Source organism: Streptomyces sp. NPDC004134 (assembly GCF_042874195.1).
Lineage (GTDB): Bacteria > Actinomycetota > Actinomycetes > Streptomycetales > Streptomycetaceae > Streptomyces.
Genome location: NZ_JBIAMS010000002.1, coordinates 105,789 through 131,346 on the forward strand (window position 1 = coordinate 105,789; position 25,558 = coordinate 131,346).

General features: G+C 75.1%; 16 protein-coding genes. 6 read left to right on the forward strand and 10 right to left on the reverse strand.

The genetic code is table 11. The features are described 5' to 3' along the window. Positions 1 to 33 precede the first annotated feature (33 nt). The 5 genes from ACFYVJ_RS03730 to ACFYVJ_RS03750 all read right to left on the reverse strand — a co-directional run bounded on the left by ACFYVJ_RS03730 (position 34) and on the right by ACFYVJ_RS03750 (position 12,523). Positions 34 to 4,779 (reverse strand): hypothetical protein, encoded by a 4,746-nt coding sequence (locus tag ACFYVJ_RS03730; RefSeq protein WP_388886301.1) that lies wholly within the window; start codon positions 4,777 to 4,779, stop codon positions 34 to 36. A gap of 38 nt (positions 4,780 to 4,817) precedes the next feature. After that, positions 4,818 to 5,717 (reverse strand): hypothetical protein, encoded by a 900-nt coding sequence (locus ACFYVJ_RS03735; protein ID WP_388886303.1) that lies wholly within the window; start codon positions 5,715 to 5,717, stop codon positions 4,818 to 4,820. After that, complete coding sequence (locus tag ACFYVJ_RS03740; RefSeq protein ID WP_388886305.1) at positions 5,714 to 7,231, reverse strand: hypothetical protein; 1,518 nt, start codon at positions 7,229 to 7,231, stop codon at positions 5,714 to 5,716. The genes ACFYVJ_RS03735 and ACFYVJ_RS03740 overlap by 4 nt, the downstream gene beginning before the upstream one ends. 179 nt (positions 7,232 to 7,410) lie before the next feature. Beyond that, a complete protein-coding gene (locus ACFYVJ_RS03745) occupies positions 7,411 to 11,055 on the reverse strand; it encodes a hydantoinase B/oxoprolinase family protein (protein WP_388886306.1) in 3,645 nt (1,214 codons plus the stop codon). Positions 11,056 to 11,104: 49 nt separating this feature from the next. After that, complete coding sequence (locus tag ACFYVJ_RS03750; RefSeq protein WP_388886308.1) at positions 11,105 to 12,523, reverse strand: HEAT repeat domain-containing protein; 1,419 nt, start codon at positions 12,521 to 12,523, stop codon at positions 11,105 to 11,107. Between the two features lie 288 nt (positions 12,524 to 12,811). On the opposite strand from ACFYVJ_RS03750, the gene ACFYVJ_RS03755 reads away from it, so the two are divergent. Next, complete coding sequence (locus tag ACFYVJ_RS03755) at positions 12,812 to 14,257, forward strand: PP2C family protein-serine/threonine phosphatase (protein WP_388886310.1); 1,446 nt, start codon at positions 12,812 to 12,814, stop codon at positions 14,255 to 14,257. A 79-nt stretch (positions 14,258 to 14,336) separates the two neighbouring features. On the opposite strand, the gene ACFYVJ_RS03760 is transcribed toward ACFYVJ_RS03755, so the two are convergent. Next, a complete protein-coding gene (locus ACFYVJ_RS03760; RefSeq protein WP_388886312.1) occupies positions 14,337 to 15,809 on the reverse strand; it encodes a hypothetical protein in 1,473 nt (490 codons plus the stop codon). Positions 15,810 to 16,119: 310 nt separating this feature from the next. Here ACFYVJ_RS03760 and ACFYVJ_RS03765 point away from each other — a divergent pair, with 310 nt between their 5' ends. Both ACFYVJ_RS03765 and ACFYVJ_RS03770 read left to right on the forward strand, forming a co-directional pair. After that, positions 16,120 to 17,241 carry an aminoglycoside phosphotransferase family protein gene (locus ACFYVJ_RS03765; protein ID WP_388886314.1) on the forward strand — a complete coding sequence of 374 codons (1,122 nt, stop codon included), beginning with the start codon at positions 16,120 to 16,122 and terminating at the stop codon, positions 17,239 to 17,241. Between the two features lie 269 nt (positions 17,242 to 17,510). Then, complete coding sequence (locus ACFYVJ_RS03770; protein WP_388886316.1) at positions 17,511 to 19,397, forward strand: N-acetylmuramoyl-L-alanine amidase; 1,887 nt, start codon at positions 17,511 to 17,513, stop codon at positions 19,395 to 19,397. Here ACFYVJ_RS03770 and ACFYVJ_RS03775 read toward each other — a convergent pair. Then, positions 19,382 to 21,664 (reverse strand): glycoside hydrolase N-terminal domain-containing protein, encoded by a 2,283-nt coding sequence (locus tag ACFYVJ_RS03775; RefSeq protein ID WP_388886318.1) that lies wholly within the window; start codon positions 21,662 to 21,664, stop codon positions 19,382 to 19,384. The genes ACFYVJ_RS03770 and ACFYVJ_RS03775 overlap by 16 nt on opposite strands. A gap of 174 nt (positions 21,665 to 21,838) precedes the next feature. Next, positions 21,839 to 22,342, reverse strand: coding sequence for a hypothetical protein (locus ACFYVJ_RS03780; protein WP_388886320.1), 504 nt, complete (start codon positions 22,340 to 22,342; stop codon positions 21,839 to 21,841). 140 nt (positions 22,343 to 22,482) lie between these two features. On the opposite strand from ACFYVJ_RS03780, the gene ACFYVJ_RS03785 reads away from it, so the two are divergent. Together ACFYVJ_RS03785 and ACFYVJ_RS03790 are read left to right on the forward strand one after the other, a co-directional pair. Continuing rightward, a complete protein-coding gene (locus tag ACFYVJ_RS03785; RefSeq protein ID WP_388886322.1) occupies positions 22,483 to 23,244 on the forward strand; it encodes a maleylpyruvate isomerase family mycothiol-dependent enzyme in 762 nt (253 codons plus the stop codon). Positions 23,245 to 23,252: 8 nt separating this feature from the next. Then, entirely contained in the window at positions 23,253 to 23,969 is a 717-nt protein-coding gene (locus tag ACFYVJ_RS03790; protein WP_388886798.1) for a leucine-rich repeat domain-containing protein, read from the forward strand. A gap of 73 nt (positions 23,970 to 24,042) precedes the next feature. Here the strand turns inward: ACFYVJ_RS03790 and ACFYVJ_RS03795 are convergent, their stop codons facing one another. Both ACFYVJ_RS03795 and ACFYVJ_RS03800 read right to left on the reverse strand, forming a co-directional pair. Then, positions 24,043 to 24,282, reverse strand: a complete 240-nt coding sequence (locus ACFYVJ_RS03795; protein ID WP_027757485.1) for a DUF397 domain-containing protein — start codon at positions 24,280 to 24,282, stop codon at positions 24,043 to 24,045. A gap of 116 nt (positions 24,283 to 24,398) precedes the next feature. Continuing rightward, positions 24,399 to 25,241 carry an endonuclease/exonuclease/phosphatase family protein gene (locus ACFYVJ_RS03800; protein ID WP_388886324.1) on the reverse strand — a complete coding sequence of 281 codons (843 nt, stop codon included), beginning with the start codon at positions 25,239 to 25,241 and terminating at the stop codon, positions 24,399 to 24,401. Positions 25,242 to 25,323: 82 nt separating this feature from the next. On the opposite strand from ACFYVJ_RS03800, the gene ACFYVJ_RS03805 reads away from it, so the two are divergent. After that, positions 25,324 to 25,521: a hypothetical protein gene (locus ACFYVJ_RS03805; protein ID WP_388886326.1), complete on the forward strand. Its 198-nt coding sequence runs from the start codon at positions 25,324 to 25,326 to the stop codon at positions 25,519 to 25,521. The last annotated feature ends 37 nt before the right edge of the window (positions 25,522 to 25,558 follow it).

The following is a 25,558-nucleotide window of genomic DNA, read 5'->3' on the forward strand; positions in this document are numbered from 1 at the left end:
TCCGTACCCGATCCGGACCCGATGGGGCCGCCGCTAGCTCGCCGCGGGCGGGCGGCGGAAGATGCGGGTCGCCGTCACCTCGCCGACCGAGGGCTCCGCTCCGTCCCGCTGGGCCGGCAGCCCGGGGCGCAGGTGTTCCTCGACGGTGATGTACTTCAGGCCCGCGCGCAGGTCCGCGTCGTTGCGCAGCCGGATCACCAGGGGGAACTCCGCGAGCGCCGTGGTGTCGAACAGGCCCGTGGTGTAGAGGAGCTGCACGCCGAGGGCGTCGGCGACGGCGCGTTGCAGCTCCAGCAGATACGTGGCGTTGGCGCGGCCGATAGGGTTGTCGAGGAAGAGCGTGCCCGCGTGGTGGTGCCGGTCGTCGCCGCGGTCGTTGCCGCGGAGGGCGGCCATCGTGCAGTACAGCGCGATGGCAGCGGTGAGCAGTTGGCCGCCGGAGAACACGTCGCCCATCTGCCCGACCGGCACCCGCTCGGCGCGCAGCACCGCGTCCGGCTTGAGGATCTCCACCGCCACGCCCTTGGGCTCCATCGCCGCGTCCACGCCGCGCAGCAGCAGGGTCGTGCCGTCGCGGCGCAGGTCGCTGTTCTTGCGTACGGCCGCGCGCGTGGCCTCGTCGATGGTCTCGCCCAGGCGCTCGGCCAGGGTCGCCTGGTCCGGGTCCTCGAAGCGGATGCGCAGGAACTCCTGCCCCGACCACTCCCCCAGCCCCTCCGGCAGCCGGGACAGCCGCTGCGCGGCGCGCAGCGTGGCCAGGCCGGACTCGACCAGGCCGCGGAGCCGGTCGACGATGCCGTCGCGGTTGCGCTCCAACTGCGCCAGCTCGTCGGTGAGGACGCGCAGCCGGGGGGCGAAGGCCGCGGCCCAGGCGGCGGCGTGCTCGGGGAGGGCGGCCGCGGGCAGTTCCCGGATCTGCTGCCGGGCGGGGGTGCGGACCTGCTCGTAGCGGGTGGAGTTGGCGTGCCGTACGAGGACGTCGCACGCCTCGCGCAGGGCGGACTCGGCGGTGCCGAGGTCCGCGGCGCAGCCGCGCAGCGAGCGGCGGGACTCGGCGGCGGCCTGCCGGGCGCCGTCCAGCCCGCCGGGGAACGGCTCCGCCTCGCCCGCGTCGTCCTGCTCCTCGCCGGCGACGGGACCGCGGAGCAGGTCGCGCAGCATGGCGGCGGTCTCGCCGAAGGCGCCGGCGGCGTCCTCGGCGGCGGCGCAAGCGCGGCGCAGCCCGGCGTGCGCCTCGGTGGCGGCGGCGAGTTCGTCGGCGCGCCCGGCGGCGGTGGCGGCGGCGGACCGCAGCAGCGCCTGGGCCTGCTCGGCGCCGTCGGGCACGAGGTCGGCGGGTAGTTCCGTGTGCGCCTCGCCGGCCGCGGGCGCGAGCCGTTCCGCGTCGCCGCGCAGCCGGCCCAGGGTCTCGCTGGCGGCGGCGGAGCGGGACTCCAGCAGGTGCACGACGGACTCGGCACGGGCGGCGGCGGCCTGCCGCGACGGCGCGTCGGCGCCGTCGGGCCCGGCGAGGAGGGTGGCGGCGCGGGTACGGACCTTGTTGCTGAGCCGGTTCAGCTCAGCCAGCGCGGCGGACTCCTCGCTCTCGGCCCGCGCCTGCTCGGCGCGCAGATCGGCGCCGACGCCGACCTTCTCGTAGACCTGCGAGGCGGCCCGGTACGCCTCCCGCAGCGCGGGCAGCGAGGCGCGGGCGGCGTCCGCGGCGGCGGCCTGGGCGAGCCGGGCCCGGCGCCGGGCGCCCCCCTCGGGGCGCGGGGCGGGGTCGGCGTCGCCGTCCTCCTCCGCGGGGTCCGGCTCCTGGAGCGTCCCGGGTGGCGGGCTGCCACCCGCCTCCGCCGCCTCGTCCGCCGCCTCGGCCTCCAGTTCCTCGGCCACGCCCGCGATCTCCGCGCGCTCCGAGCGCAGGGCGCGCGACGTGCGGCGGGCGTCGTCCGCGGCACGCTGGGCGTCGCGGCGGTCCTCGTCTGCGGCGCGGGCGCGGGTGGTGCAGTCGGCGGCCCGGGCCTCGTACTCCAGGGCCTCGTCGGCGAGTTCGCGAAGGCGGGCCTGCCAGCCGGAGCGTTCGCGGAGGCGGTGGGCCAGGCCGGCGAGGGCGTCGGCGCTGCGGCGGGCGCGCTGGGCCCGCTCCTGGCGCTCCTCGCGGGCCCGGGTGGTCTCCTCGGCAGCGGCCGCGGCGTCCTCGGCCTCGGCGCGGGCGCGGGTCAGCGCCTCGTCCGCCGCGGCCGACGCCGTACGGGCCGACTCCGCGGCGGCGGCCAGCTCCGCCAGCCGTCCTGCGGGGCAGCCCGTACGCCACGAAGCCAGCCGGGCCGCCAGCGTCCGGTCGGCCGCCAGGCGGGCGGCCAGGCCGCGGATCTGCTCGTCGCGGTCGGCGGTGCGGGCGCGGAGGGCGTGGCGTTCGTCGTCCGCGGCGCGCTCGTCGTGCATGGCCGGGTTGGGCGGCACGAGGAACACGCCGCCGTCGCGCTCCCCGGTGGGCGGCGGCGGTGCGAGGAGCGCGGCGGCCGTGCCCACGGCGAGGGCCGAGCGGGGCAGCAGCGCCGCTTCGCGCAGCACCTCGCGGGCGCGGGCGTGCGTGTCCGGATCGGTGATGACCACGCCGTCGACCAGCTCCGGGCGGGCGTCGAGCACGGCGGCGTGGTCGGCCGGGTCGACGGCCTGGGCGAGGTAACGCCAGCCGGGCAGCGCGGGAATGCCGTGCTCGCCGAGGCAGTCCACGACGGCCAGCACGTCGGGACCGGGCGGCAGCAGCCCGCCGTCGCCGAGCGCGGCGAGGATCCGGGCGTCGTCCCCGGCGGCGGTACGCAGGTCGAACAGCCGGCGCTCGTCCTCCGTGACCCGGGTGTCGAGGAGCGCCCGCAGCTCGTCGGCGGCGCGGTCGAACTCCACGGCGCTCAGCGCCCGTTGTCCTCCGCCCTCGCCCGCCGGCTCCGGCAGGCCCAGCAGCTCCACCAGCCGCCGCTCCTCCGCCAGCGACTCCGCCGCGCGGCGCTCCGTGCCGTACGCCGCCTCGGCCGCCTCCGCCGCGTCCGTGGCGCGGGCCGCGGCCAGCTCCGCGCGAGTCAGGGCCGCCGCCGTCTCGCGGGCGCGGTCCGTCGCCGTACGGGCCGCCTCGCGGGCCTCGTCCCAGGCGGCGACCGCCGCCTTCTCGGCGTCCCCGGCGACGAGGGCCGCGCGGGCCGGGTCCGTGTCGGGGGCGGCGGGGTCGGTGTCGAGCCAGCCGGCCCGTACCGCCTCCGCCGTCTCCTGCTCGACCTCCGTGAGCCGCTGACGCAGGTGGTCCGTCTCGCTGCGGGCGCGCTGGGCCCGCGTGGCGGCGGCGACCGCGTCGGCGTGCGCCGTCTCCGACTCCTGCTGGAGGGCGGCCGAGCGCTCCTCCTGCTCCGCCGCCAGCGTCTCGCCGTCCCGGGCGGCGGCGTGCAGCGCGCGTACGAGCCCGGTGGCCGCCGTCGCGCGGGCGGCGAGCGCCGGGGCGGCGTCGCGCTCGGCCTCGCGGATGGCGACGGAGACGCGCGCCGCGCGGTCGGCGGCGGCGCGGTGCCGCAGCACCGCCTCCGCGGCCTGCCAGGCGGCGTGCAGCGTACGGGCGTCGGTCAGCTCGCGGCGCTTGCCCGCGGCGCTCTTCTCCGCGGCTGCCAGCGCCAGCGACGCGTGCCGGTAGGCCAGCTCCGCGGCGATCAGCTCGCTGCTGCGCCGGGACGACTCCGCCGCCGTCACCCGCTCCGCGGCCGTCCGCTCCTGCCCGGCGAGCTCCGCCGCCCGGGCGCGCTCCGCGTCGGCCCGCGCCGTGAGCCGTGCGGCCAGGGCCCGGGCCCGGCGCTCGGCGCCGCCGAGGATGTCGCGGGCGCGGGCGCGCTGCTCCGCGCCCGTGACGATGTGCTCCAGGAGGTCGAGGGAGCCGGCGGTGAAGTCGCGTTCCGCGGTCAGTTCCGCGCGGCGGCCCAGCTTGTGCGCGAACCCGTGGACGAGGTCGGCGAGGCCGTCGGTGTCGCGGGTGTCGGTGACGGCGCGCAGCAGCAGGTGGGTGAAGTCGGAGTCGTTCTTCACCGCGAACAGCCCTGCGGCCTCGCCCTCGTCGGCGTTCATCTCCCGCTGGTAGCGGAAGAGTTCCGGGTCGAGGCCGAGGCGCGTCAGGTGCTCGTTCCACCGCTCGTGGATCTCCTCCCACGCCACGTCCAGGTGGGGGTACGCCTTGCCGGCCTCGGTCAGTACGTCCCGGAAGCCCTTCATCGTGCGGCGCCGCCCGCGCGCGCCGGAGGCGCCCTCGGCGGCGGGGCGCACCGCCGCGGACTCGGCCACCGGCAGCGCGTCCAGGCCCATCCCGGGTCCGGGACGGAACGAATACCACGCCTCGGCGAACTTCCGCGGGTCGCCGGAGACCTGGCGGCCGCGCCACTCGCTCACCTTGCCGACGACGATCTGCTCGCCGGTGACGGTGTGCTGCCACTCCAGCGCGACGTGCCCGGTGTCGTCGGCGAGCAAGAACTTGCGCAGCACGCCGGAGCTGGCGCCGCCCAGGGTGTTGCGGTGGCCGGGCAGCATCACGGAGAAGATCAGCTTCAGCAGGACGGACTTGCCGCCGCCGTTCTCCAGGAAGAGCACGCCCGCGGGCGCGGGCCGGCGGGGCGGCCCGGTGGGCTCGGCGGCGAAGAAGTCGCCCTGGGCGGGCGCGGGATGGGGCACCTCGGCGCCGACGCCGCGCAGGTCGAGCACGGTGTCGGCGTACCGCGCACCGGCGGGTCCGATGGAGTAGAGGCGGATGCGGGACAGCTCGTACATGCGATTGCGGCCTTCGCTCGTGACGTCTCGACCGGCCGTCAGGCCCGCTCGTGCTGGCTGGGGAAGAACGGCAGCGCACCGCCGGCGATCTCGCCGTCGTCGGCGGCGGGCACCAGGGTCGCGCTGCCGTCGGCGACGGGCACGACGCCCAGCTCCAGCAGCTCGGACATGGCCGCGCTGCCGGCCATGTCCCGCACCTGCAACTGGTAGCGGGCGGTGGTGCGGTACGTGCCGCCGGCGTCGTCCGACGTGCGCTGGAGGAAGCCGGAGTCGGTGAGGAACGCCATGGCCTTGCCGATGATGCCGGTGGTGGAGCCGGCGAGCCGGCGGGCGTCCTTCGTGGCGCCGGTGGCGCTGCGGCGCGCGTACACCCGCCAGGCGGCCTCCAGGCCGCGCTCGCCCTCGGCCGGGTCGGTGTTCTCGCCGGCCTCCTCGGCGCGCTCCTCCAGGCGGCGGCACGCCTGGCGGACGAAGGCGTCGACGCCGTTGACGCTGACGCGGCCGATGTAGCCGTCGTCCGCCAGGTCCTCGGGGCGCGGGAACGCCATGGCGGCGACGGCGAGATGGGCCAGGCCGTGCAGGAAGCGGTCGGCGGAGTCGGTGGCGGCACGGCGGGCGTAGTCGCCCATGCGGACGGCGAAGACGGAGTCCTCGGCGGCGGTGACGGCCATGCCCGTACGGGTCGAGACCTCCAGCACGACCAGGCCGAGGCCGGTGGCGACGGCGTCGGCGAGGCGGGCGAAAGGCGGCTCTTCGCGGTAGCGCCTGAGCAGTTCCGCGTACTCCAGGTCGCGGGCGGGCAGCAGCTTGGGCTGGAGCCCGAAGGAGACCAGGCGGGCGGCGTCGGCTGCGTCGGCCGGGGTGACCGCGGGCGGGTGCCCGTCGGCGCTCCCGGTCGCGGCGGGCGCCCCGGGGGAGGTCGCGGGGTCGGGGGTCACGAGGCGGCCTCCGTCCGACCGGCCGCCATCCCGGCGGCGTCCAGCAGTGCCGTGCCGACGATGAGGTCCGCGCCGCCGAACTCGGCGTCCTCCATCTGCGTCCCGTCGTCCACGGCGAACAGCAGCCGTTCGTCACCCTGCCGGTACGCCGTCCCCACCGCGGGGCCCGCGGCGTGCACCGCGAGGAGCGCGACCAGATACGGCAGCTCGGGGTCGCGGCGGCGGGCGTCGGCGAGCAGCCCCGACAGCCGGCGCGGCGCGTCCGGCGGCAGGTCCAGCAACTCGCCCGCGGCGGCGAGCTGCTCCTCGCTGAACCGGCTGTCGTCCGGGGTGGCGACGAGGTCGGGCTCGGGCATCTCGGCGCCCAGGTGGGCCCGTTCCAGCGGGGGCGTCAGCAGCAGCTCGGTGAGGTCGGCGAGGCGTACGGCGTGCGGGGCGCGCAGCCCGGTGCCGCGGGCGAAGAAGGCGTCGGTGACCCGGTGGGCGGCGGAGACCGGCAGGGGCAGCACGGGGGCGAGGAGCTGGCCGTAGAGGTCGACGCCGGTGCGGGCGGCGGGCGGGGCGAACGCCTGTCTGTCCTGCTCGGCGCGGAACAGCGGGCCGGCGTCGAGCAGCCGGGTCTGGAGCTGGGTGTGGCGGCGGATGCAGTCCTTGACGATGTCGACCAGCTCGGCTGCGCGGCGCTTGTGGTCGGGGTCCTCCGCCTCGTCGCGGGCGCGGCGGATGTTGGTGAGGATGGCGTTCTCGTGCCGGTAGCGGTCGGCGACGTGGTCCAGCGCCTCGTCGATCATCGCGGGCACGGTCTGGAGCCAGTCGACCGCGCGCACGTTGCGCCGGGTGGCCTCCAGGGCGCGGCGCAGCGTCTCGGCGTACTGCACGGTGCGGTAGCGGGCCTGCTCGGCGGCGAGCTGGGCGTCGGCGAGCCGGCCGCGGCTGATGAGGACTTCGAGCTTGACCTCGGCGGCGATCTGCGCGCTGGTGACGTCGGTGTCGAGCGCGCCCACGAGCACGTTGACCGCCTCGTCCGTGGTACGGAGATAGACGGCGCCGCCGGGTCCCGGGACCTCTTCGAGGAGCTTGAAGTCGTACTCCCTGCGCACGTAGGCCCCGTCGTGGCCGAAGGTGCCGTACACCGCGCGGAAGCCGCGGTCGACGCTGCCCACGTTGACGAGGCTGTCCAGCACCCAGTGCGCCACCCGCTCGTGCTCGGCGCGGGGTCGCAGCGGCGCCTGGGCGGCGACGCGCGGCAGCAGCCGGGCGATGACCTCGTCCGGCTCGGCGCCGGTGTCGAAGTCCATCTGGAGCGTGACCAGGTCGATGGCGGAGAGGGCCACCTCCGCCATCGCGTACACCCCGAACTCGCCGGCGAGCATGCCCTTGCGGGCGTCCAGGTCGTGCAGCGGGGCCGTGCACGCCAGGGCGCGCAGCCGGCGGGCCAGCCCCTCGTCGGCGGCAGGACCCGGAGCGGGGCGCGGCGCGCCGGGCGCGGGCGTCGCGGTGGTCGGAGCAGTCACGACGGACAGATTAGGCGGTGCCACCGACATCGGCCGAAACGGCACGACCGGCTTGCGACCCGGAAGGCGGTCAGGGGCGGCGACCCGCATCCGGCGACCGGCGAAGGGCCGGCGACGCAGGCGAAAACCCGGACACGTGCGGACGAACCGGACCCGCTGGACGCGGACCCCGCGGCCGCTCAGTCCGGTTCGCCGTACCCGCCGCCGCCCGGGGTCTCGACCACCAGCGTGTCCCCCGCGTCCACCGCCACCGTGTCGCAGCCCTTCAGCGGCTCCACCGTGCCGTCCGCGCGCTCCATGGCGTTGTGGCCGAGCGCGCCCGGCGCGCCGCCGGCCATGCCGTACGGGGCCACCCGGCGGTGGCCGGTCAGCAGAGTCACCGTCATCGGCTCCAGGAACCGGATGCGCCGCACCGCGCCGCGGCCGCCCTCCCAGCGGCCCCGGCCGCCGCTGCCGTCCCGTACGGCGAACTCCTCGACGCGCACCGGGTAGCGCCACTCCAGCACCTCGGGGTCGGTGAGGCGGGAGTTGGTCATGTGGGTCTGCACGACGTCCGCGCCGGCGAAGCCGTCGCCCGCGCCGGAGCCGGAGGCGATGGTTTCGTAGTACTGCGCCTTGTCGTTGCCGAAGGTGAGGTTGTTCATCGTCCCGGAGCCCTCGGCCTGTACGCCGAGCGCCGCGTACAGCGCGCCCGTCACGGCCTGGGAGGTCTCGACGTTCCCGGCGACGGTGGCCGCGGGGAATTCCGGCGCCAGCATCGAGCCGGGCGGGATGCGCACGTCCAGGGGCTTCAGGCAGCCGCTGTTGAGGGGGATGTCCTCGGCGACCAGGGTGCGGAAGACGTAGAGCACGGCGGCCATGACGACCGAGCTGGGCGCGTTGGCGTTGCCGGGCTGCTGCGGCGAGGTGCCGGTGAAGTCGACCACCGCCCCGCGCGCGTCGCGGTCGACGCGCACGGCGACCTCGATGACCGCGCCGGCGTCCGTCTCGTAGCGGTACGCGCCGTCCCCGAGCGCGGCGATGACGCGCCGCACGGACTCCTCCGCGTTGTCCTGCACGTGCCCCATGTACGCCTGCACGACGTCCAGGCCGAACATGCCGATCATGCGGCGAAGTTCGTCGATGCCCTTGTTGTTCGCGGCGATCTGGGCGCGCAGGTCGGCGAGGTTCGCGTCGGGCGCGCGCGAGGGGTACGGGCCGGAGGTCAGCAGCCGGCGCGTCTCGGCCTCGCGCAGCTCGCCGTCGCGGACGAGCAGCCAGTTGTCGAAGAGGACGCCCTCCTCCTGGATCGTCCGGCTGAACGCGGGCATCGACCCGGGTGTGATGCCGCCGATCTCGGCGTGGTGGCCGCGGGACGCGACGAGGAACAGCAGTTGTCCCCCGTCCGCGGCGCCGGCCGCTGATTTCACGGTGTCGAAGACGGGGGTGACGACGGTGACGTCCGGCAGATGGGTGCCGCCGTGGTAAGGGTCGTTGATCGCGTAGACGTCGCCCGGCCGCAGCCCGTGGCCGCCGTCCCGGTTGCGGCGGAGCACCTCTTTGATGGACTCCCCCATCGACCCCAGGTGCACGGGCATGTGGGGCGCGTTGGAGATCAGGTTGCCCTCGGCGTCGAACAGGGCGCAGGAGAAGTCGAGCCGTTCCTTGATGTTGACGGAGTGGGCGGTGCTTTCCAGCCGTACGCCCATCTGCTCGGCGATCGCCATGAAGAGGCTGTTGAAGACCTCCAGCATCACCGGGTCCACGCCCGTGCCGACCGCCTGCGTCGCGGGCCGCGGCCGGACGCGGGTGAGCGTGACGTGGCCGCGGTGGTGCACGGCGGCCTGCCAGCCGGGGTCGACGACGGTGGTGGAACCCTCCTCGGCGATGATCGCGGGTCCGGTGACGGTGTCGTCCGCGCGCAGCTCCGCGCGCTGGAACAGCCCGGCCTCGCGCCACTGCCCGTCGGTGAAGATCCGTACGCAGTCGGCGGGTTGCGGCGCGCCCCCGGTGCGTGCTGCCTCGCCGACCTCCTCCCGCGTGGTGGGGGCCTGCTCGGCGGCGGCCTCGACGGACGCGGCCTCGGCGACGAGCGGCTTGTCCATCGTGAACGCGAACCGCCTGCGGTGCACGGCGGTGAACTCCGCCCGCATCTCCGCCTCCGCCGCCAGCGGCACCGCGATCGCCGAGTCGGTGCCCGCGTACCGCAGGTGCACCCGCGCCGCGGTGTCCACCGCGGCGGCCGGAATGCCCTCGTCCGTGAGGTCCGCCGCGGCCCGCTCCGCCAGCTCCGCGCAGACCTGCCGGATCCGCGGCATCGACTCCCCGGTCAGCTCCGCCTCCACGGCCTGCTCCCGCATCGCCGTCGCCGCGGCGACCCCGATGCCGTACGCGGAGAGCACGCCCGGGTGCGGCGGGACGACGACGGTGGAGATGCCGAGCACGTCGGCGACGGCGCAGGCGTGCTGGCCGCCGGCGCCACCGAAGCTGGTGAGCGCGTAGCGGGTGACGTCGTGGCCGCGCTGCACGGAGATCTTCTTGACCGCGTTGGCCATGTTGAGCACGGCGATGTCGAGGAACCCGGCCGCGACCTCCTCCGGCGAGCGCCGGTCGCCGGTGGCCGCGGCGGACGTCTCTGCCAGCTCCGTGAACGCCCGCCGCACCGCCTCGCCGTCGAGCGGCTGGTCGCCCCCGGGGCCGAAGACGGCGGGGAAGTGCCGCGGCTGGACGCGGCCGAGCATGACGTTGGCGTCGGTGACGGTCAGCGGCCCGCCGCGGCGGTAGCAGGCGGGCCCGGGGACGGCGCCCGCGGAGTCGGGGCCGACCCGGTAGCGACGGCCGTCGAAGTGCAGGACGGAGCCGCCGCCGGCGGCGACGGTGTGGATGCTGAGCATCGGCGCGCGCATCCGTACGCCCGCCACCCGGGTGTCGAAGTCGCGCTCGAACTCGCCCGCGTAGTGCGACACGTCGGTGGACGTGCCGCCCATGTCGAATCCGATGACGCGGTCGTGGCCGGCCTCCCCCGAGGAGCGGACCATGCCGACCACCCCGCCCGCGGGCCCGGAGAGCACGGCGTCCTTGCCGCGGAAGTGCGTGGCCTCGCGCAGGCCGCCGTTGGACTGCATGAACTGCAGCCGGATGCCGGGCAGTTCGCCGGCCACCCGGTCGACGTACCGGCGCAGGATCGGCGACAGGTAGGCGTCGACGACGGTCGTGTCGCCGCGCGGCACGAGCTTCATCAGCGGGCTGACCTCGTGCCCGCAACTGATCTGCGTGAAGCCGGCCCGGCGGGCCTCCTCGGCGACGGCCCGCTCGTGGTCCGCGTACCGGTAGCCGTGCACGAGGACGACGGCCGCGCTGCGGTACCCGTCGCGGTACGCGTCAGCCAGCGCCGCCCGCGCGGCATCGAGGTCCAGCGCGCGGACGACCTCGCCGTGGGCGCCGACGCGCTCGGGGACCTCGATCACCCGCTCGTACAGCGCCTCCGGCTTGAGGATGCGGCGCTCGAAGAGCCGCGGCCGGTTCTGGTACGCGATCCGCAGCGCGTCCCGGAACCCCTCGGTGACCACGAGGACCGTCGGCTCGCCCTTCCGTTCGAGCAGCGCGTTGGTGGCGACGGTGGTGCCCATCTTGACCACCTCGACACGCTCCGCGGGCACCGGCTCGTCGGGCCCGAGCCCGAGCAGCAGCCGCACGCCCGCGACGGCGGCGTCGTCGTGGGCGCCGTAGCGCCCGGGGTCGTGCGAGAGCAGCTTGCGGGCGACGAGGGTGCCGTCCGGTCGTCTGCCCACCACGTCGGTGAACGTGCCGCCGCGGTCGATCCAGAACTGCCAGCGCGCCGTCATGCCCTCATTGTCGCAGGGCGCGACCGTACGTGAAGGACGCGTGACCGGGTCAGCCGGCGGCGCCGTCCGGGGTGATGCGGGTGCGCACGGTGCTCTGCACGTCGCCGTCCTCCGCCGGGTCGGCGGCCAGGCTGCGCAGCCGGGCGACGACGCGGGCGTCGGCGGTCTCGGCGTGCCGGGCGCCGATCTCGCGGGTGGTGTCCTCGCAGTCCCACAGGCACTCGACGGCGAAGGAGGCGGGGAACGACGGATCGGTGGCGGCCAGCGCGCGGGCGGTGCCGCCGCGAAGCTGCGAGCTGCCCGTCTCGCGGTAGATGTGCCGCAGCACGGGCGCGGCGGAGGCGATCGCCAGCCGGCCCGCGCCGGCGACGAGATCGCACAACTCCGGCGCGTCCGGACCCCCGTCGCGCACGCGGCGCAGCAGCACGGCCCGTACGGCACGGGCGTCGCGCGCGGCGCCGCGGCGGGCGAGCATCACCCCGGCGGCGGTGCCGAGCGCGTCCTCGCGGCCCGCCCAGCGGCGGGCGGTGCCGAGGGCGGCGGTGGAGCACATCCGGCCGAAGGTGGCGAGCGCGGCCTCGGCGAGGATCTCGGAAGGCCCGCAGGCGGCGGCTTCGACGAGGTCGTACGTCTCGGGGTCGCCGGTCGCCGCGAGGTGCGCGACGGCGGCGGCGCGCGCGCCGTCGCCGCCGGCGCGGGCCGCGGCGAGCAGTTCCGGCCGGTCCTCGGGCCCCGCGACGGCGGCGAGGCAGCGGGCCGCGGCGGCGTGCCGGGGCTGCGCCGGGTACTGCTCCAGGCCGTCCTGCGACCACTGGAGGATCTCGGCCACGTTCCAGCCGGGCCGCGGGCCGCGGGAGCGGAGCTGGCGCTGCCAGCGGTCGAAGCTCTCCTGCTCCTGCGCCGCGCGCACCCGGGCGCCCAGCTCGGGGTCCTCGGCCCACAGCCGCCAGGGCCGGGGCTCGAACGCGCCGCGCATCTCCGCGGCCAGCTCGCGCTCGCCCTCGGGGGTGCGCGGGAAGCGGGCCAGCACGTGCGGGGCAAGGGCACGCAGCCCGGCGTCGTCGTCACGCAGCGCGAGCTCGTCGAGCGCCCACTGCCAGCAGCCGCCGGCGGCGGCGTAGCGGCGGAGGAGCTTCAGGGCGTCGTCGCGGCCGTACGAGGCGAGGTGGCCGAGGACGGAGAGGGTGAGCCCGGTGCGCTGCTCGTCGGGGCGCAGCACGTCGTCGGGGGCGAAGAGGTGGTCGGCGAGGGCGTCCACGGGGGCGTCCAGCTCCAGGCAGAGCCGGGCGTAATAGAGCGAGCGGTTCTCCACCTGCCAGTCGTGCCTGGGGTCGTCGATCACGCACTCGTACAGCGCCTGGAGGGCTTCTGCCCTCGGCGCGGCGAGTGCGTGCAGGGTCCCGTCGCCCCGGCCTCGCTGGAGGAGGCCGAGGAGGGTGCCGCTGGGCGCTATGGCTGGCTCGAACATGACGTCAGCATCCGGGGTGGTGGGACCGCTGGCAACGGAATTTTCCGCGGAACGGACAGACCGGGCCACCGACCGGCTGCCGGCTCCATTGCCGCGGCAGCTTACTGGAGAGCGGAGGGCGGGTGATAGTGCGGTGGTGAACCGGCCGGAGGGCATATGCCAAAAGCATCTGCTCGGGTCTCGCGAAACGCCTTACGCAGCGTCGTCGCCTGTGCCACAGTCGTAACGGCGAACCGCAGGCCGGCAACGACGCCGGAGCCCGGGCCGGAAGGTATCGGAGATCACGCCATGGCCGCCGCCTCACGACTCCCCCGCGCCGCGGGCCCGCACGCACCGCAGCAGCCCGAGCGCAGCGCGGTGGCCACGCTCCTCGGCCAGATCGCCCGGCTGCGCGGCAGCCTGGAGGCGGTGCGGCGGGAGACGATCGCCGCCGCGGGGGACGCCGAGGAGGCCGAGCTGCGCTGGCAGCGCGCACTGTGCGACCTCGCCGCGCGGCAGCTCGACAGCCTGACGGTCCAGCTCGGGCAGTTACGCGCGGGTCACCCGGTCGACGCGGACCGCGAGGAGGGCGCGGGGCCGGACGGGGTGTTCCCCGCGGACCCGCTGGACCGGCCGCAGCCCCGGGTCGGCAGCGCGGAGTGGCATCTGCTTTCGGACATCGTCGACTGGTCGGACGACCTCTTCGACATCTTCGGCAGGGACCCCGGCGACGGCCCGCTGTCACTGGACGAGCTGCCGTCCTGGTTCGACTCCGCCGACCAGCCGCGGCTCACCGCGATGGTCACGGACTGCCTGGTCGACGGCAAACCGATCGACGGCGAGTTCCGCATCCGCCGCCCGGACGGGACGCCCCGCACCCTGCACGTCGTCGGCGAGCCCGTCCTGGACGCCGGGGGTGCGACCGAGTCGATGTGGACGGTCGTACGCGACGTCACCGAGCTGCGCCGCAGCCGCCAGGCGGTACGGGAGTCGGAGTCCGCGCTCCAGCGCGAGCGGCACTTCGCGGCCGCCGAGCGGCGCATCGCACAGGAGCTGCACGAGTCGGTGCTGCCGCCGTGGCGCGGCGCGGTGCACCTGCCGGCCGGCGACCCGGCCGCCTTGACCGTGGCCGGACATCACTTTCCGGCCGCCGCCGACACCCCTGTCAGCGGTGTCTGGTACGACGCGCTGCCGCTGCCCGGCGGCCACACCCTCCTCGGCGTCGGCGACGTCGCCGGCCGCGGCGTCCCGGCCGCCGCCGGGATGACGATGCTCCTCGGCGCCCTGCGCGGTATGGCCCTCGGCGGTACGGATCCCGCCGCGCTCCTCGGCCGGGCAAACGAGCTGCTGGAGGTGTCGGCGCAGCCGGTGCTCGTCGGCACGGTCTGCTGCCGCTACGACCCGGCGGCGCGCACCCTGCGCTGGGCCCGCGCGGCACACGTCTCGCCGCTGCTCTTCCGCGCCGGCGCGGGCCGCCCCCTCACCGCTCCCGAAGGCGTGCTGCTCGGCGCCACGGCCGACACGTCGTACGCGCAGGTCAGCGAGCCGTTACAGGCCGGCGACCTGCTCCTGCTGCACACCGCGGGCCTCGGCGCCCGCAACCCGGAGCCGGCCCGCGAGCGGCTGCTCGCGCTCGCCCCCAGGTTCGCCGCCGCACCCGGTGCGCCGGACTGCCTGCGCACCGTCGTCGAGGAGTTCGGCGGCGGACGCCGGGGGGACGACGCCTGCGTGCTCGTGGCCAAGGTGACGGGCTGAGCCACCGCGCCCCGGCGGCCCGGCCCGTCACTCCCCACCCGTCCCCGTACGACGGCTCCGGCAACGCCGGAGGCCGCCGTCAAATGGGGCTCGTGCGCCCCTTCGGCGCCCTGGCCAGCGTGTCCTTCATCTCCTCGCGGAGCGCCTTGACCACCGGATCGTCCGAGAACGGCGCGGTCAGCCGGTACGTCTCCCGTAACCGGTCCCAGGTGCGGTGCGAGGAGTTCTCGCCGATGCGCTCCAGCGCGAGCCGGGCGTAGTCCTCGCCCCGGTCCGGGTCGTCGGCGAGGAAGCCCGCCGCGGCCAGGGACACGTAGTCGAGGATCTGGGAGCGCTGGCGCCCGTCCGGCCGCTTGGCCAGCGCCAGTTCGCCGTGCTCGCGGGCGCGGAGCGCGGCGGACGGGTCGTGTTCGGCGAGCGTGCGGTAGGCCAGGGCCTGCATGCCGTGCAGGTCGGCCTCGTCGAAGAGCTGCATCCAGGTGGGCGCCGCCTCGTCTTCGCGGTCGGCGGTGAACAGGTCCTCCGCCTCGCCCAGCGTGCGCTGCACCGCCCCCGTGCGGCCCTTCGCCGCCTGTGCCCACGCCTCGATGGTGTGGAGCATGGAGCGCGTACGCGGGTGAGTCCCGGCCCCCGTCCCGGACTTGGCCAGTCCGATCAGCTCCAGCGCGTCGTCCGGCCGGCCCAGGTGGATCATCTGGCGGGCGGCGCGCGACAGCGCCTCCGCGGCGCGCGGCCGGTCGCCGCCCTCGCGCGCGGCGTGCGCGGCGATGACGAAGTACCGCTGGGCGGTGGGCTCCAGGCCCACGTCGTGCGACATCCAGCCGGCCAGCACGGCGAGGTTCGCGGCGACGCCCCACAGCCGGCTCTGCAGCGGCTCCGGGTGCCGGTACGCGAGCATGCCGCCGACCTCGTTGAGCTGCCCGACGACGGCCTTGCGCTGCAGGCCGCCGCCGCGCTCGGCGTCCCACGCACGGAACACCTCGACGGAACGTTCCAGCGCGTCGACTTCCTGAGCGCCGACCGGCGTCGCCTCGTATCTGCCGTAGCGTGCGGGCTGGACGGTAAGGGGGCCGCTCCCGGCGGCGGTGCCCGGGGCGGCGGGGTCGGAGTGCAGCCACTCGTGCAGGGAACTGGTCAGGGCGGAGCCGGCCGCGAGCGCCGTTCCCGCGCCCACCAGGCCGCGTCGATTGAGCATGAGGTCCATTCCCGTGAATTCGGTGAGGACCTCGGCCGTCCGCTCGGGTGCCCAGGGCAGTGCGTCATCGGACTGCCGCCTGACCCGCCCGGGCCCTCCGGCCCGCTCGAACCCGAGATCCTCGGTGGTCACGACACGGCCGAGTCGCTCGGTGAACAGGACCGCCAGCACCTTGGGCACCGGCTCGCGCGGGATCTCACCCGTCTCGATCCAGCGCCGTACCCGCGAGGTGTCGGTCGAGAGCTGGGGGTGGCCGGTGGCCGCCGCCTGCCGATTGACCAGCCTCGCCAGCTCGCCCTTCGACCAGCCGGTCATCCCGAACAGGTCGGCGAGCCTGGTGTTGGGTCCCTTGCTCACGTCAAGCCCCCAGGGTCTCGGCTCACTTGACAGTATCGACGGGCCGAAGGCCCGGCGAGCATTCGCCAGGGTTCGCCAGGGTGCGCCAGATGGTGTGCCACCCGTATAGCGGTGTGGGCTATGACTGCGCCAACCGGCCCCGGAGATCGGGGCACATGCCAGCCGCATCGCCCATCCGCATATCCCGGGCCCAGCGGCCGGGGACCGGACCCCCAGCCGGTCACCCGGACGAATGACCAGGGAGGGTACGGCAGCGGACGGTGGCCCGCGGCGCGCAACCGGCCCGTGCCTGAAGGGATCTGTCTCGCCCATGTACGCAGCATCGGCATCCGTGTCCGCACCCGTCCGTACGGTACGCCCCCCGGCCCCGCACAGGACCGCGGCCGGCGGCGCGCCGTTCCTCGACCCGGGCCGCGCACCGGCCGCCGGCGCACGCCTGCGACAGCTTCCCGCCACCGCACGCCGTCCCGTCAGCGGGCGGCTCGACCTGACCGGCCCGCACGGCGCGCTCCTGCGCGCCGCCGTCGACTCCGTGCACCGCGTCGTCCCCGACTTCCACCCCGTGCAGGTGCTGCGCCGCAGCAGCCGCACGGTGCTGCTGGTCGGCTCCACCGGACGGACCACGGCGGTGGCGAAGTGCCTGGTCGACCAGTCGGCCGCGCGGGTGGAGAAGCTGCAGCAGGAAATAGCTGCCTACCGTACGTTCGTCCGGGCCCGGCCCCCCGTGCGGGTGCCGCGGCTCATCGCCGCCGACCCGGAGAGCTGCACGCTCGTCATCGAGCGCACCCCCGGCCGCGCGGCCGCGCTACAGCGGCACCCGCTGGAGGTCCCGCCGCACGCCGACGTGCGCGCGACGCTCGCCGCGCTGGTACGGATCGGGATGTGGCGGCCGCCCGCCGGGGCGTTCGGCGCGCCGCTGGACTACGGCACCCAGCTCGGCCGGTTCCACGAGCTGGGCCTGCTGACCGACCGCGACATGGGCGACCTGCAGACGCTGCTGCACGGCATCGGCCCGGGGCACCTGCAGTTCTGCCACGGCGACGCGCTGCTCTCGAACGTGCTGCTGTCCCCCGCGGGCCCGGTCCTCGTGGACTGGGAGCAGGCCGGCTGGTACCTCCCGGGGTACGACCTGGCGACGCTCTGGGCCGTGCTGGGCGAGGGTTCGCCCGCGCGGAGGCAGATCAGCCAGCTCGCTCAGGCAGGCGGAACGGTTCACCGGGACGGGTTCCTGGTCAACCTGATGCTGGTGCTGGTGCGGGAGGTCCGTACGTACGAGGCCGCCGTGCAGCGGGCGATGAAGGACCCGGCGCCGCCGGTCGGCGTGCACAGCGGGATGAGCGCCGGGGAGGAGCACCGGCTGCTGCTGCGCCGGCTCCACGACGACGTGCAGATGGCGCGCCGCGCGGTGCGGGCGGCGGTCGGAACACGGTGAGCCCGGCGGGGTGGCGCCGCCGTGACAGCGCCACCCCGCCCTCTCGCCCCGCGCCCCGCGGTCCGCGGTTGGTGGTTCGTGGTTCGTGGTTCGTGGTTCGTGGTTGGTGGTTCGTGGTTCGTGGTTCGTGGTTCGTGGTCCTACGGTCCCGCGGACGCGGTCCCGCGCAATGGCCTGACGTGCGGCGACTCGCCATTCAAATGATTGACGGTCTGTCAGTCTGCCGATAGTGCTGGGTGATCATTCGCCCACGCACCTCGGAGGACCCCGTGCCAGGACGCCTCGCGCGCTGCGCCGCCGCCACCGCCGTCCTCCTGCCGCTGCTCGCCGCGGGCTCGCCCGCGGCGGGCAGTCCGCGTACCGGGACCGGTGCGCTCCAGGAGTCGTTCGCGGCGGCCGCGCGCCAGTACGGGGTGCCGGAGAGCGTGCTGCTGGGGGTGGCGTACCTGGAGTCGCGCTGGGACGCTCACGACGGGGCGCCGAGCGTGGCCGGCGGCTACGGGCCGATGCATCTGACGGACCTCCGCGCCGCGACGGGCGAGGGCGGCGGGCGGGGTACGCAGACGGTGCAGCGCGCGGCGCGGCTGTCGGGGATCCCGGCGGCCCGGCTGCGGAGCGACCCCGGCGCCAACGTGCGCGGCGGCGCGGCGCTGCTCGCCGGCCACGGCCGCCGGCTGGGCGCGGCGCGCACCGACGGTGCGGCCGGGTGGTATCCGGCGGTCGCGGCGTACGCGCAGGCCAGGGACGCGGCGACGGCGCGGGTGTTCGCGGACGAGGTGTACGCGGTGCTGCGCGCGGGTGTGCGCCGCACGACCGACTCCGGCGAGACCGTCACGCTCCCGGCGGACACCACGGTCCGTGCCGCCGCCCGTACCGCGGCCGCCCCCGCCGCCCACCGGGCCGCCCCCGCCGGGGCCGAGTGCCCCCGCGAGCTGGCCTGCGAATGGCTGCCCGCGCCGTACGAGGTCTACGGCGGCAAGGACGGCAAGCCCGACTACGGCAACCACGACAAGGCGCGCCGCCCCCACGACCAGCGCGTCCGCTACATCGTCGTGCACGACACCGAGGGCGGCTACGACGGTTCCGTCCAGGCCGTGCAGGACCCCGAGTTCGTCTCCTGGCACTACACCCTGCGCTCCTCCGACGGCCACGTCGCCCAGCACGTACGCACCGGGGACGTCGCCTGGCACGCGGGCAACTGGCAGGTCAACGCGCAGTCCATCGGCCTGGAGCACGAGGCGCGGCTGACCGACCCGGACGCCTGGTTCACGGAGGCGATGTACCGCTCGTCGGCGCGGCTGGTGCGTTATCTGGCGCAGGAGTACGACGTGCCGCTGAACCGGCACCACGTCATCGGCCACGACAACGTGCCCGCCCCCGACCCGGAGCACGTCCCGGACATGCACACCGACCCCGGCCCGTACTGGGACTGGGCGCACTACTTCGACCTGCTCGGCGCCCCGCTGGAGCCGGCCGCGCGGACCGACGGCGGCATCGTGACGATCCGCCCCGACTACGCCGCCCACCGCCCCGCGTACACCGCCTGCGCGAAGGACGCCGCCGCCCCGTGCCCGCCGCACGGCTCCGGCGCCGTCCGCCTCCGTACCCGCCCCGCCGCCGGCGCCCCGCCGGTCGCCGACCCCGGGCTGCACGGTGCCGCCCCCGCCTCCACGGGCGTCAACGACACCGGGGCCCGCGCCTCGACGGGTCAGCAGTTCGCGGTCGCCGGCCGCCGCGGGGACTGGACGGCGATCTGGTACCTGGGCCGCAAGGCGTGGTTCCACAACCCCGCCGCCGCCCCCACGGCCATCCCCGACGACGGCGCCACCCTCACCCCGCGCCCGGGCGCGGGCCCGGTCCGGGTGTACGGGCGCGCGCTGCCCGAGGCGTCGGCGTACCCCGAGGGCGTCGAGCCGCAGGAGCCCCGGCCGCTGCCGTACGAACTGCGCCCGGGGCAGCGCTACGTCGTCGGCGACACCATGCCCGGCGAGCACTTCCACGCCCCCGGCCTCACGGACGAGACCGGCGCCGCGAGCCGCGTGATCCGGGGCCGCACCGTGTGGCACCAGATCCAGGTGGGCCACCGGATCGGGTACGTGAAGGCGGCGGACGTGACCGTGGTGCGGCCCCGGAGCGGCGGTCAGCCGAACGTGTAGCTGCGCCCCGCGCGCGCGTTGACGACCTCCTCCCCGCCGGGGAGGAGGTCGCTGCGCAGGGTGAGCCGCTGCGTCCGGCGGGCGTGCAGCACGATGCGGGTCGCCCGGCCTTCGTCCCAGGTGATGTCGAGGGTGGCGCCGCCGCGGGCGCGCAGGCCGCGTACGGAGCCCGAGGGCCAGGCGCCCGGGAGGGCGGGGAGCACCTCGATGGGGCCGTGCTGGCTTTGCAGCAGCATTTCGGCGATGCCCGAGGTGGCGCCGAAGTTGCCGTCGATCTGGAACGGCGGGTGGGTGTCCCAGAGGTTCGGCAGCGTCGAGGACTTGAGTTGTTCGCTCAGCATCTTGTGCGCGTGGTCGCCGTCCGTGAGCCGGGCCCAGAAGTTGATCTTCCAGGCTTTGCTCCAGCCCGTACCGCCGTCACCGCGCGCGGTGAGCGACACCTTCGCCGCCTCCGCCCACTGACTGCCCACCTCGATCTGCCGCCCGGGATGCAGGGCGAAGAGGTGGGAGACGTGCCGGTGGTCGTTGTTCTGGTCGTCCAGATCCGCCTTCCACTCCTGCAACTGCCCCCAGGACCCGATCCGCAGCCCCGGGTCCAGGTCCCGCAGCGCCTGCTCCAGCCGGCCGCGGAACGCCCGGTCGTCGCCCAGGGTGCGGGCGGCTTCGAGCGTGGAGGTGAGGAGGTCGTACACGATCTGCTGCGACATCGACGCCCCGGCCGTGAAGTCGCCCTGCTCGGGCGAGTAGCTGGGGGTGACGACCAGTTTGCCGTCGCGCGGGTCGGTGCGCAGGTTCGCCAGCCAGAACTCTGCCGCTTCCTTCATCACCGGGTACGCGGTCTTGCGCAGGTAGTCCGTCGAGCCGTCGAAGCGGTAGTGCTCGTACATCTGCTGCGTCAGCCAGGCCGCGGCCTCCGGGAACCAGAACGAGGTGGCCCAGTCGTGCACGCCCGTGAAGCCGTACGGGTTGGTCTCGTTGTGCACCACCCACCCGTCGCTGCCGAACAGTTCCTGCGCGCTGACCCGGCCGGGGGCGCGCAGGGCCTCGACGAACTCGTCGTACGGAATGGTGGTCTCGGCGAGGTTGGTGCTCTCGGCGGGCCAGTAGTTCATCTGCAGGTTGATGTTGACGTGGTAGTCGGCGCTCCACGGCGGGTTGGTGACGTTGTTCCACACGCCCTGCAGATTCGCCGGCGTCGACCCGGGCCGCGACGAGGCGATGAGCAGGTAGCGCCCGTACTGGAAGAACAGCGCCTCCAGCGCCCGGTCGGCCGCCGAGCCGCTGCCGTACCCCGCCAGCAGCGCGTTCGTCGGCACGTCCGGCACCTGCCCGCCGACGTCGAGCGCGACCCGGTCGAACAGCCCGCCGTGGTCGGCGACATGGCGCCGCACCAGCTTGGCGTACGGGGAGCGGGCCGCCCGGTCGACGGCGCGCGTGACCCGCTCGTGCGGGTCGGCGGCGCGGTAGTCGGGGAAGGTGTCGGCGTAGTCGGTCCCGGCGGCCAGCACGAACCAGGCCGCGTCGGCGCCGGTCACGGTCAGCGTGCCGTCCCCGGCCGTGACCTCGCCGCCCTCGGTGACCAGGCGGATCTGTGTCTCGAAGACCAGCCCGTTGTCCTTCAGCGCGCCGCGGATCGTCAGCCGGTCGCCGCTCGCGGTGGCGGTGTAGTCGTTGCGCGGCGAGGTGTAGCGCAGGGTGAACCCCACCCGCCCCGGGCGGTCCGCGCTCAGCCGGCCCACGGCCACCCCGTCCGGGTACGAGACGAAGAACTCCCGCAGGTGGCGGGCCCCCTCGTGCTCGTACGCGACGGTGGCCACCGCCCGCCGCAGGTCGAGCCCGCGGCGGTAGGAGGCGTCCGGGGCGCCGGGGGCGGCGGCCAGGTCGAGCCTGAGGTGGCCGAGCACCTGGTACGCGCCGAAGCCGTGCTTGGGCTGGCCCAGCTCCGCGGCGATGGTCTCGGGGCTGAGCCGCCCCTCGGCGTCGATCCGGTCCTGCACCGCCTCCAGCGCACCCGGCCGCGGCTGCGTCCAGTTGCCGAAGTCGTAGCCGGGCGAGCCGGGGCCGCCGGTCCACAGGGTCTTCTCGTTGAGGGTGAGTTGCTCGGAGCCGAGCGTGCCGAACACGCCGACGCCCAGGGCCCCGTTGCCCAACGGCAGCGATTCGCGCTCCCAGTCGGCGGCGGGCTTGTCGTACCAGAGGCTCAATTCATCGGAGGAATCAATGGACTCGGAAGCGAACGCCTCTCCAGAGAAGACGGCCGGTCCCATGGCTATTGCGCCTGCGGCGCCGATAGCGGACTTGACAGTGGTTCTTCGTGAGATCCCCTCAGTCATGACGCGTCACGCTAGAGGTCCGATGACTGCATGACAAGACATCGCGCAGTGCCGGACGTTGCCGGTGGGAGTGGTGAGGCGGGGAGGGAGCGGGGCCGGGGGCGGATTTCAGCCCTGCTGGAACAGCTCCGCGGGCAGCGGCTTGAGCAGCGCGTACAGGTCCTCGGAGATCGGCCGGTCCCACGCGGCGATGGTGACGAGCACGTGGTCACTGCGGTCGAACTGCACGCACGAGACTCGGCCCTCGGAGAGCTTCAGCCGGCGCACGATCAGCAGATTGTCGCCCTGCATCACGGGCGCGTCCTCGACCTCCGTGACGGTCACCGGCTCCTCGTGCTCCAGCGCCAGCAGCAGTTGCGCCACCTCGAAGGGCGGCTGGCCCTCGGGCACGTCGCGCGCGGGCGAGCCCTCGGGCAGGTTCCCGATGATCATCGCGGGGCCGCGGCCGCCGAACAGGTCGTACCGCAGGAAGACGCCCTGGCAGCTCCCGTCGGGCCCGGGCAGCAGGCCGGCACCGAGGTCGCCGGGCCAGTCGCCCGGGTCCATGGCCAGGACGTCGAAGTCCGGGCCCGCGGGCTTGGCGGCGCTGCTGCGGCGGCGGAGAAATGCCATGCACCAATCGTACGGGTCCCGCGGCACCGCCGGCCGCCGGGGCGGCCTCCGCCGCGTGGCCGATCCGGCATTGCCGGAAGAGGCGTACGCCCGCTGCTACGCGAGTAGTGTCTCCCCGTCGACGACAGAGGAGGGGTCGGATGGCGGAAGCCGGGGGCTTGCTGCGGGGACCGGAGGTGTGGGCGTACGTGCTGGACGGGCACGAACGGCTGCGCATCGCGCTGGCAGAGCTCACCGAAGGAAAAGAGCGCGGAACGTCCAGACTGCCGGGCTGGACACGCGCACACGTGCTGTCGCACATCGAAGGCATCTGCCGGGCGCTCACGCGCCAGGCGCGGTACGCCGTGAAAGGCGAGCTGATCGAGGTGTACGACGGCGGCCGGCCGGCCCGCGACGCGGGCATCGAGGCCGGTGCGGTACGAAGCGCCGCGGAGTTGACCGCGGCGGTCACGGCCGCCCTGGCGGAGGCGGAGGCCGTCTGGGGGTCGGTGGGAGACGCGGACTGGGACCGCCCGGTGCGCTATCGCGACGGCGACCTGCTGGGCGCCCTGCACTGCTGGTGGCGGGAGCTGGAGGTGCACACCGCGGACGCGAAACTGGAGACCTGCTCGGCGGCCTGGCCGCGCGAGCTGTGCCTGCACCTCTTCGACTTCCTCGCGCCGCGCGTGCCCGCGGGGCTGACACTGGTCGAATCGGACGGTCCTGTGCGGCACACGTTCGGCGCCGCGGCCGCCGTTGGTCCCCATGGTTCCGGCGGCGCGGCCGGTTCCTTCGGTGACGACTCGGCCGGTCGCGCCCCGGTGGTCAGGGGCCGGCTCACGGACCTCGCCTCGTGGCTCGCGGGCCGCCAGCCGCACCAGCGGCTCGACGGCCGGCTGCCCGAACTGGGGCCCTGGCCGTGACCCGTGTCGTGAACCTGTGGCGGGCCGGCCTCAGCGCCGTACCGCCACAGGTGTGGCAGGAGACGGACGCCGAAGTGCTCGTCCTGGCCGAGAACGCGCTGACGCGCGTGCCGGACGACATCGCCGCCCTGACCCGGCTGCACACCCTGGACCTCGGGCACAACGCACTCGTGTCCGTGCCCGAGGCCATCGGGTACCTGCCGGCCCTCACCGGCTGCCTGTACCTCCACCACAACCACCTGACCGTGCTCCCCGCCGCGCTCGGCAACCTGCACGCGCTGAGTTACCTGAACGTCGGCTCGAACCCGCTGCGCGCCCTGCCCGACGAGGTGGGCGACATGGCCGGCCTGGTGGAGCTGCGCGCGCAGGAGTGCGGGACGAGCGGGCTGGCCCTCCTGCCGGAGTCGATCGGCCGGCTGTCCGCCCTGCGCGAGCTGTGGCTGCGCGGCAACGCGCTCAGTTGGCTGCCCGACTCCATGGCGGGTCTCGGCGAGCTGAGCGAGCTGGAGTTGCGCGAGAACGCGCTGCCCGAGGTGCCCGACGTGCTGGCGGAGCTGCCGATGCTGCGCCGCCTGGATCTGCGGGCCAACAAGATCCGCGACCTCCCGCCGTGGGTGGCGCACATGCCCGCGCTGGAAAAGCTGGATCTGCGCTGGAACGACGTCGAAGGCACCGAAGCCCCGCTCGTCGCGCTGCGCGAGCGGGGCTGCGTCGTGCTGGTGTGACGGACGGGACCGCCGGCGTGACGGACGGGTCGGGCCACGCCGGCGGTCCCGGATCCGGCATCCGGGGCGGGCGTCAGGTCAGGTCGAACTCGCCGTCACGGGCGCCGAGGACGAAGGCACGCCACTCCCCCGGGGTGAAGATCAGCGCGGGACCTTCCGGATTCCGCCCGTCGCGCATGGCGATGTACCCCTCCACGAACGCGATCTCGACGTCCCCTACCCCCTGGCTGCTCGACTGCCACGTGGCGCCTGTCAGATCGAGCTGCGGTTTCCCGCTGCCCGCCGCCGGCTGCTGAGTGGTGCTGTTGGCCACGTCCTGCTCCTCCCAGTGAGCGTCGTCCGCAGTCAGGGTATCCACGTCGGCGGGCGAGGGAACAGGCCACGATAGAGGGACCGGGAAAGGTGGTAGAGGCCGCCGGATCGCGGGGTTCAGCCGAGGGGTCCGTCGGCCTCGGTGGCCAGGTCCGCGACGACCGCGAAGTGGTCCGACGGCCACACCCCGTCGACGGGCCCGTCCCCCGCCCGCCGCACGTTCCGCACGTGCCCCTCCCCCACCGGACCGAGCCGGCCCACCAGCACGTAGTCGATCCGCGTGTGCCACTCCAGGGTCCGCGCCGCGTACGGGTTGACGAGGTCCCAGGTCGCGCCGACCGCGGTCGGATGGGCGTAGCGCCAGGCGTCGAGGAGGACCTGCCCACGGACGGCGGGCGCGGTCTTCGTGCCGCAGAGCAGCCGCATCTCGTCGGAGTCGGGCTCGGCGTTGAAGTCGCCGGTCACCACCGGCGGGAAGTCGCCGTCCCCGCGCCGCTCGTGCACGAACCGGGCCAGCGCCGACACCTGCGCGCAGCGGGTGGCGGAGGCGTACGGATAGGAGATCAGGTGGGTGGTGAAGAACGGCACCGTCACGCCCGCGGGCGCGGCGATGCGCGCGTACAGCGCCTGCTGCCCGTCCGGTTCCTCCTCGCCCGCGGGCAGCACGGCGGTCTCCTGCCCGGTGATCGGCCAGCGGGACAGGACGGCGTTGCCGACGTCGACCGTGGGGTCGTCGATGCGCCGCTGCCAGCGGCCGGGTTCGGGTGACGGCGCCCAGGCCCAGTGCATGCCCAGCTCGCCGGCGAGCCACCCGGCGAGGTTGTCGCCGTCCCGGTCCCAGACCTCCTGCAGCCCGACGATGTCGGGGCGTTCGTCGCGGAGGATCTCCAGGATGGCCTTGCTCCGCTCCTGCCACGGCCCGAAGCGCCACCAGAGATTCCAGGTCATGACGCGGATCATGCGTTCGTATCCCAACCACGGGCCGACTTTGCGATCAGAGGCTATCTCTACGAGCCCGGAATGATGTGCGAGGGTCGCGGGGATGGAGCTGATCGGGCGGGGACGGGACGCGGACGTGTACGCGCTGGTCGGCGGCCGGGTGCTCAGGCGCTACCGCGCGGGCGGGCCGGAGAAGGCGGCCGAACGTGATCTCACCGCGGGCGGTCCGTACGTCGTCGACTGGTGCAACGCGTCCGCGGGCGAGCCGGCGTGCGCGGACGCACGGCGGCGGAGGAGCTGAACGGCGCGGCGTCGCGGAAGAACCGCCCTGGTGCGAA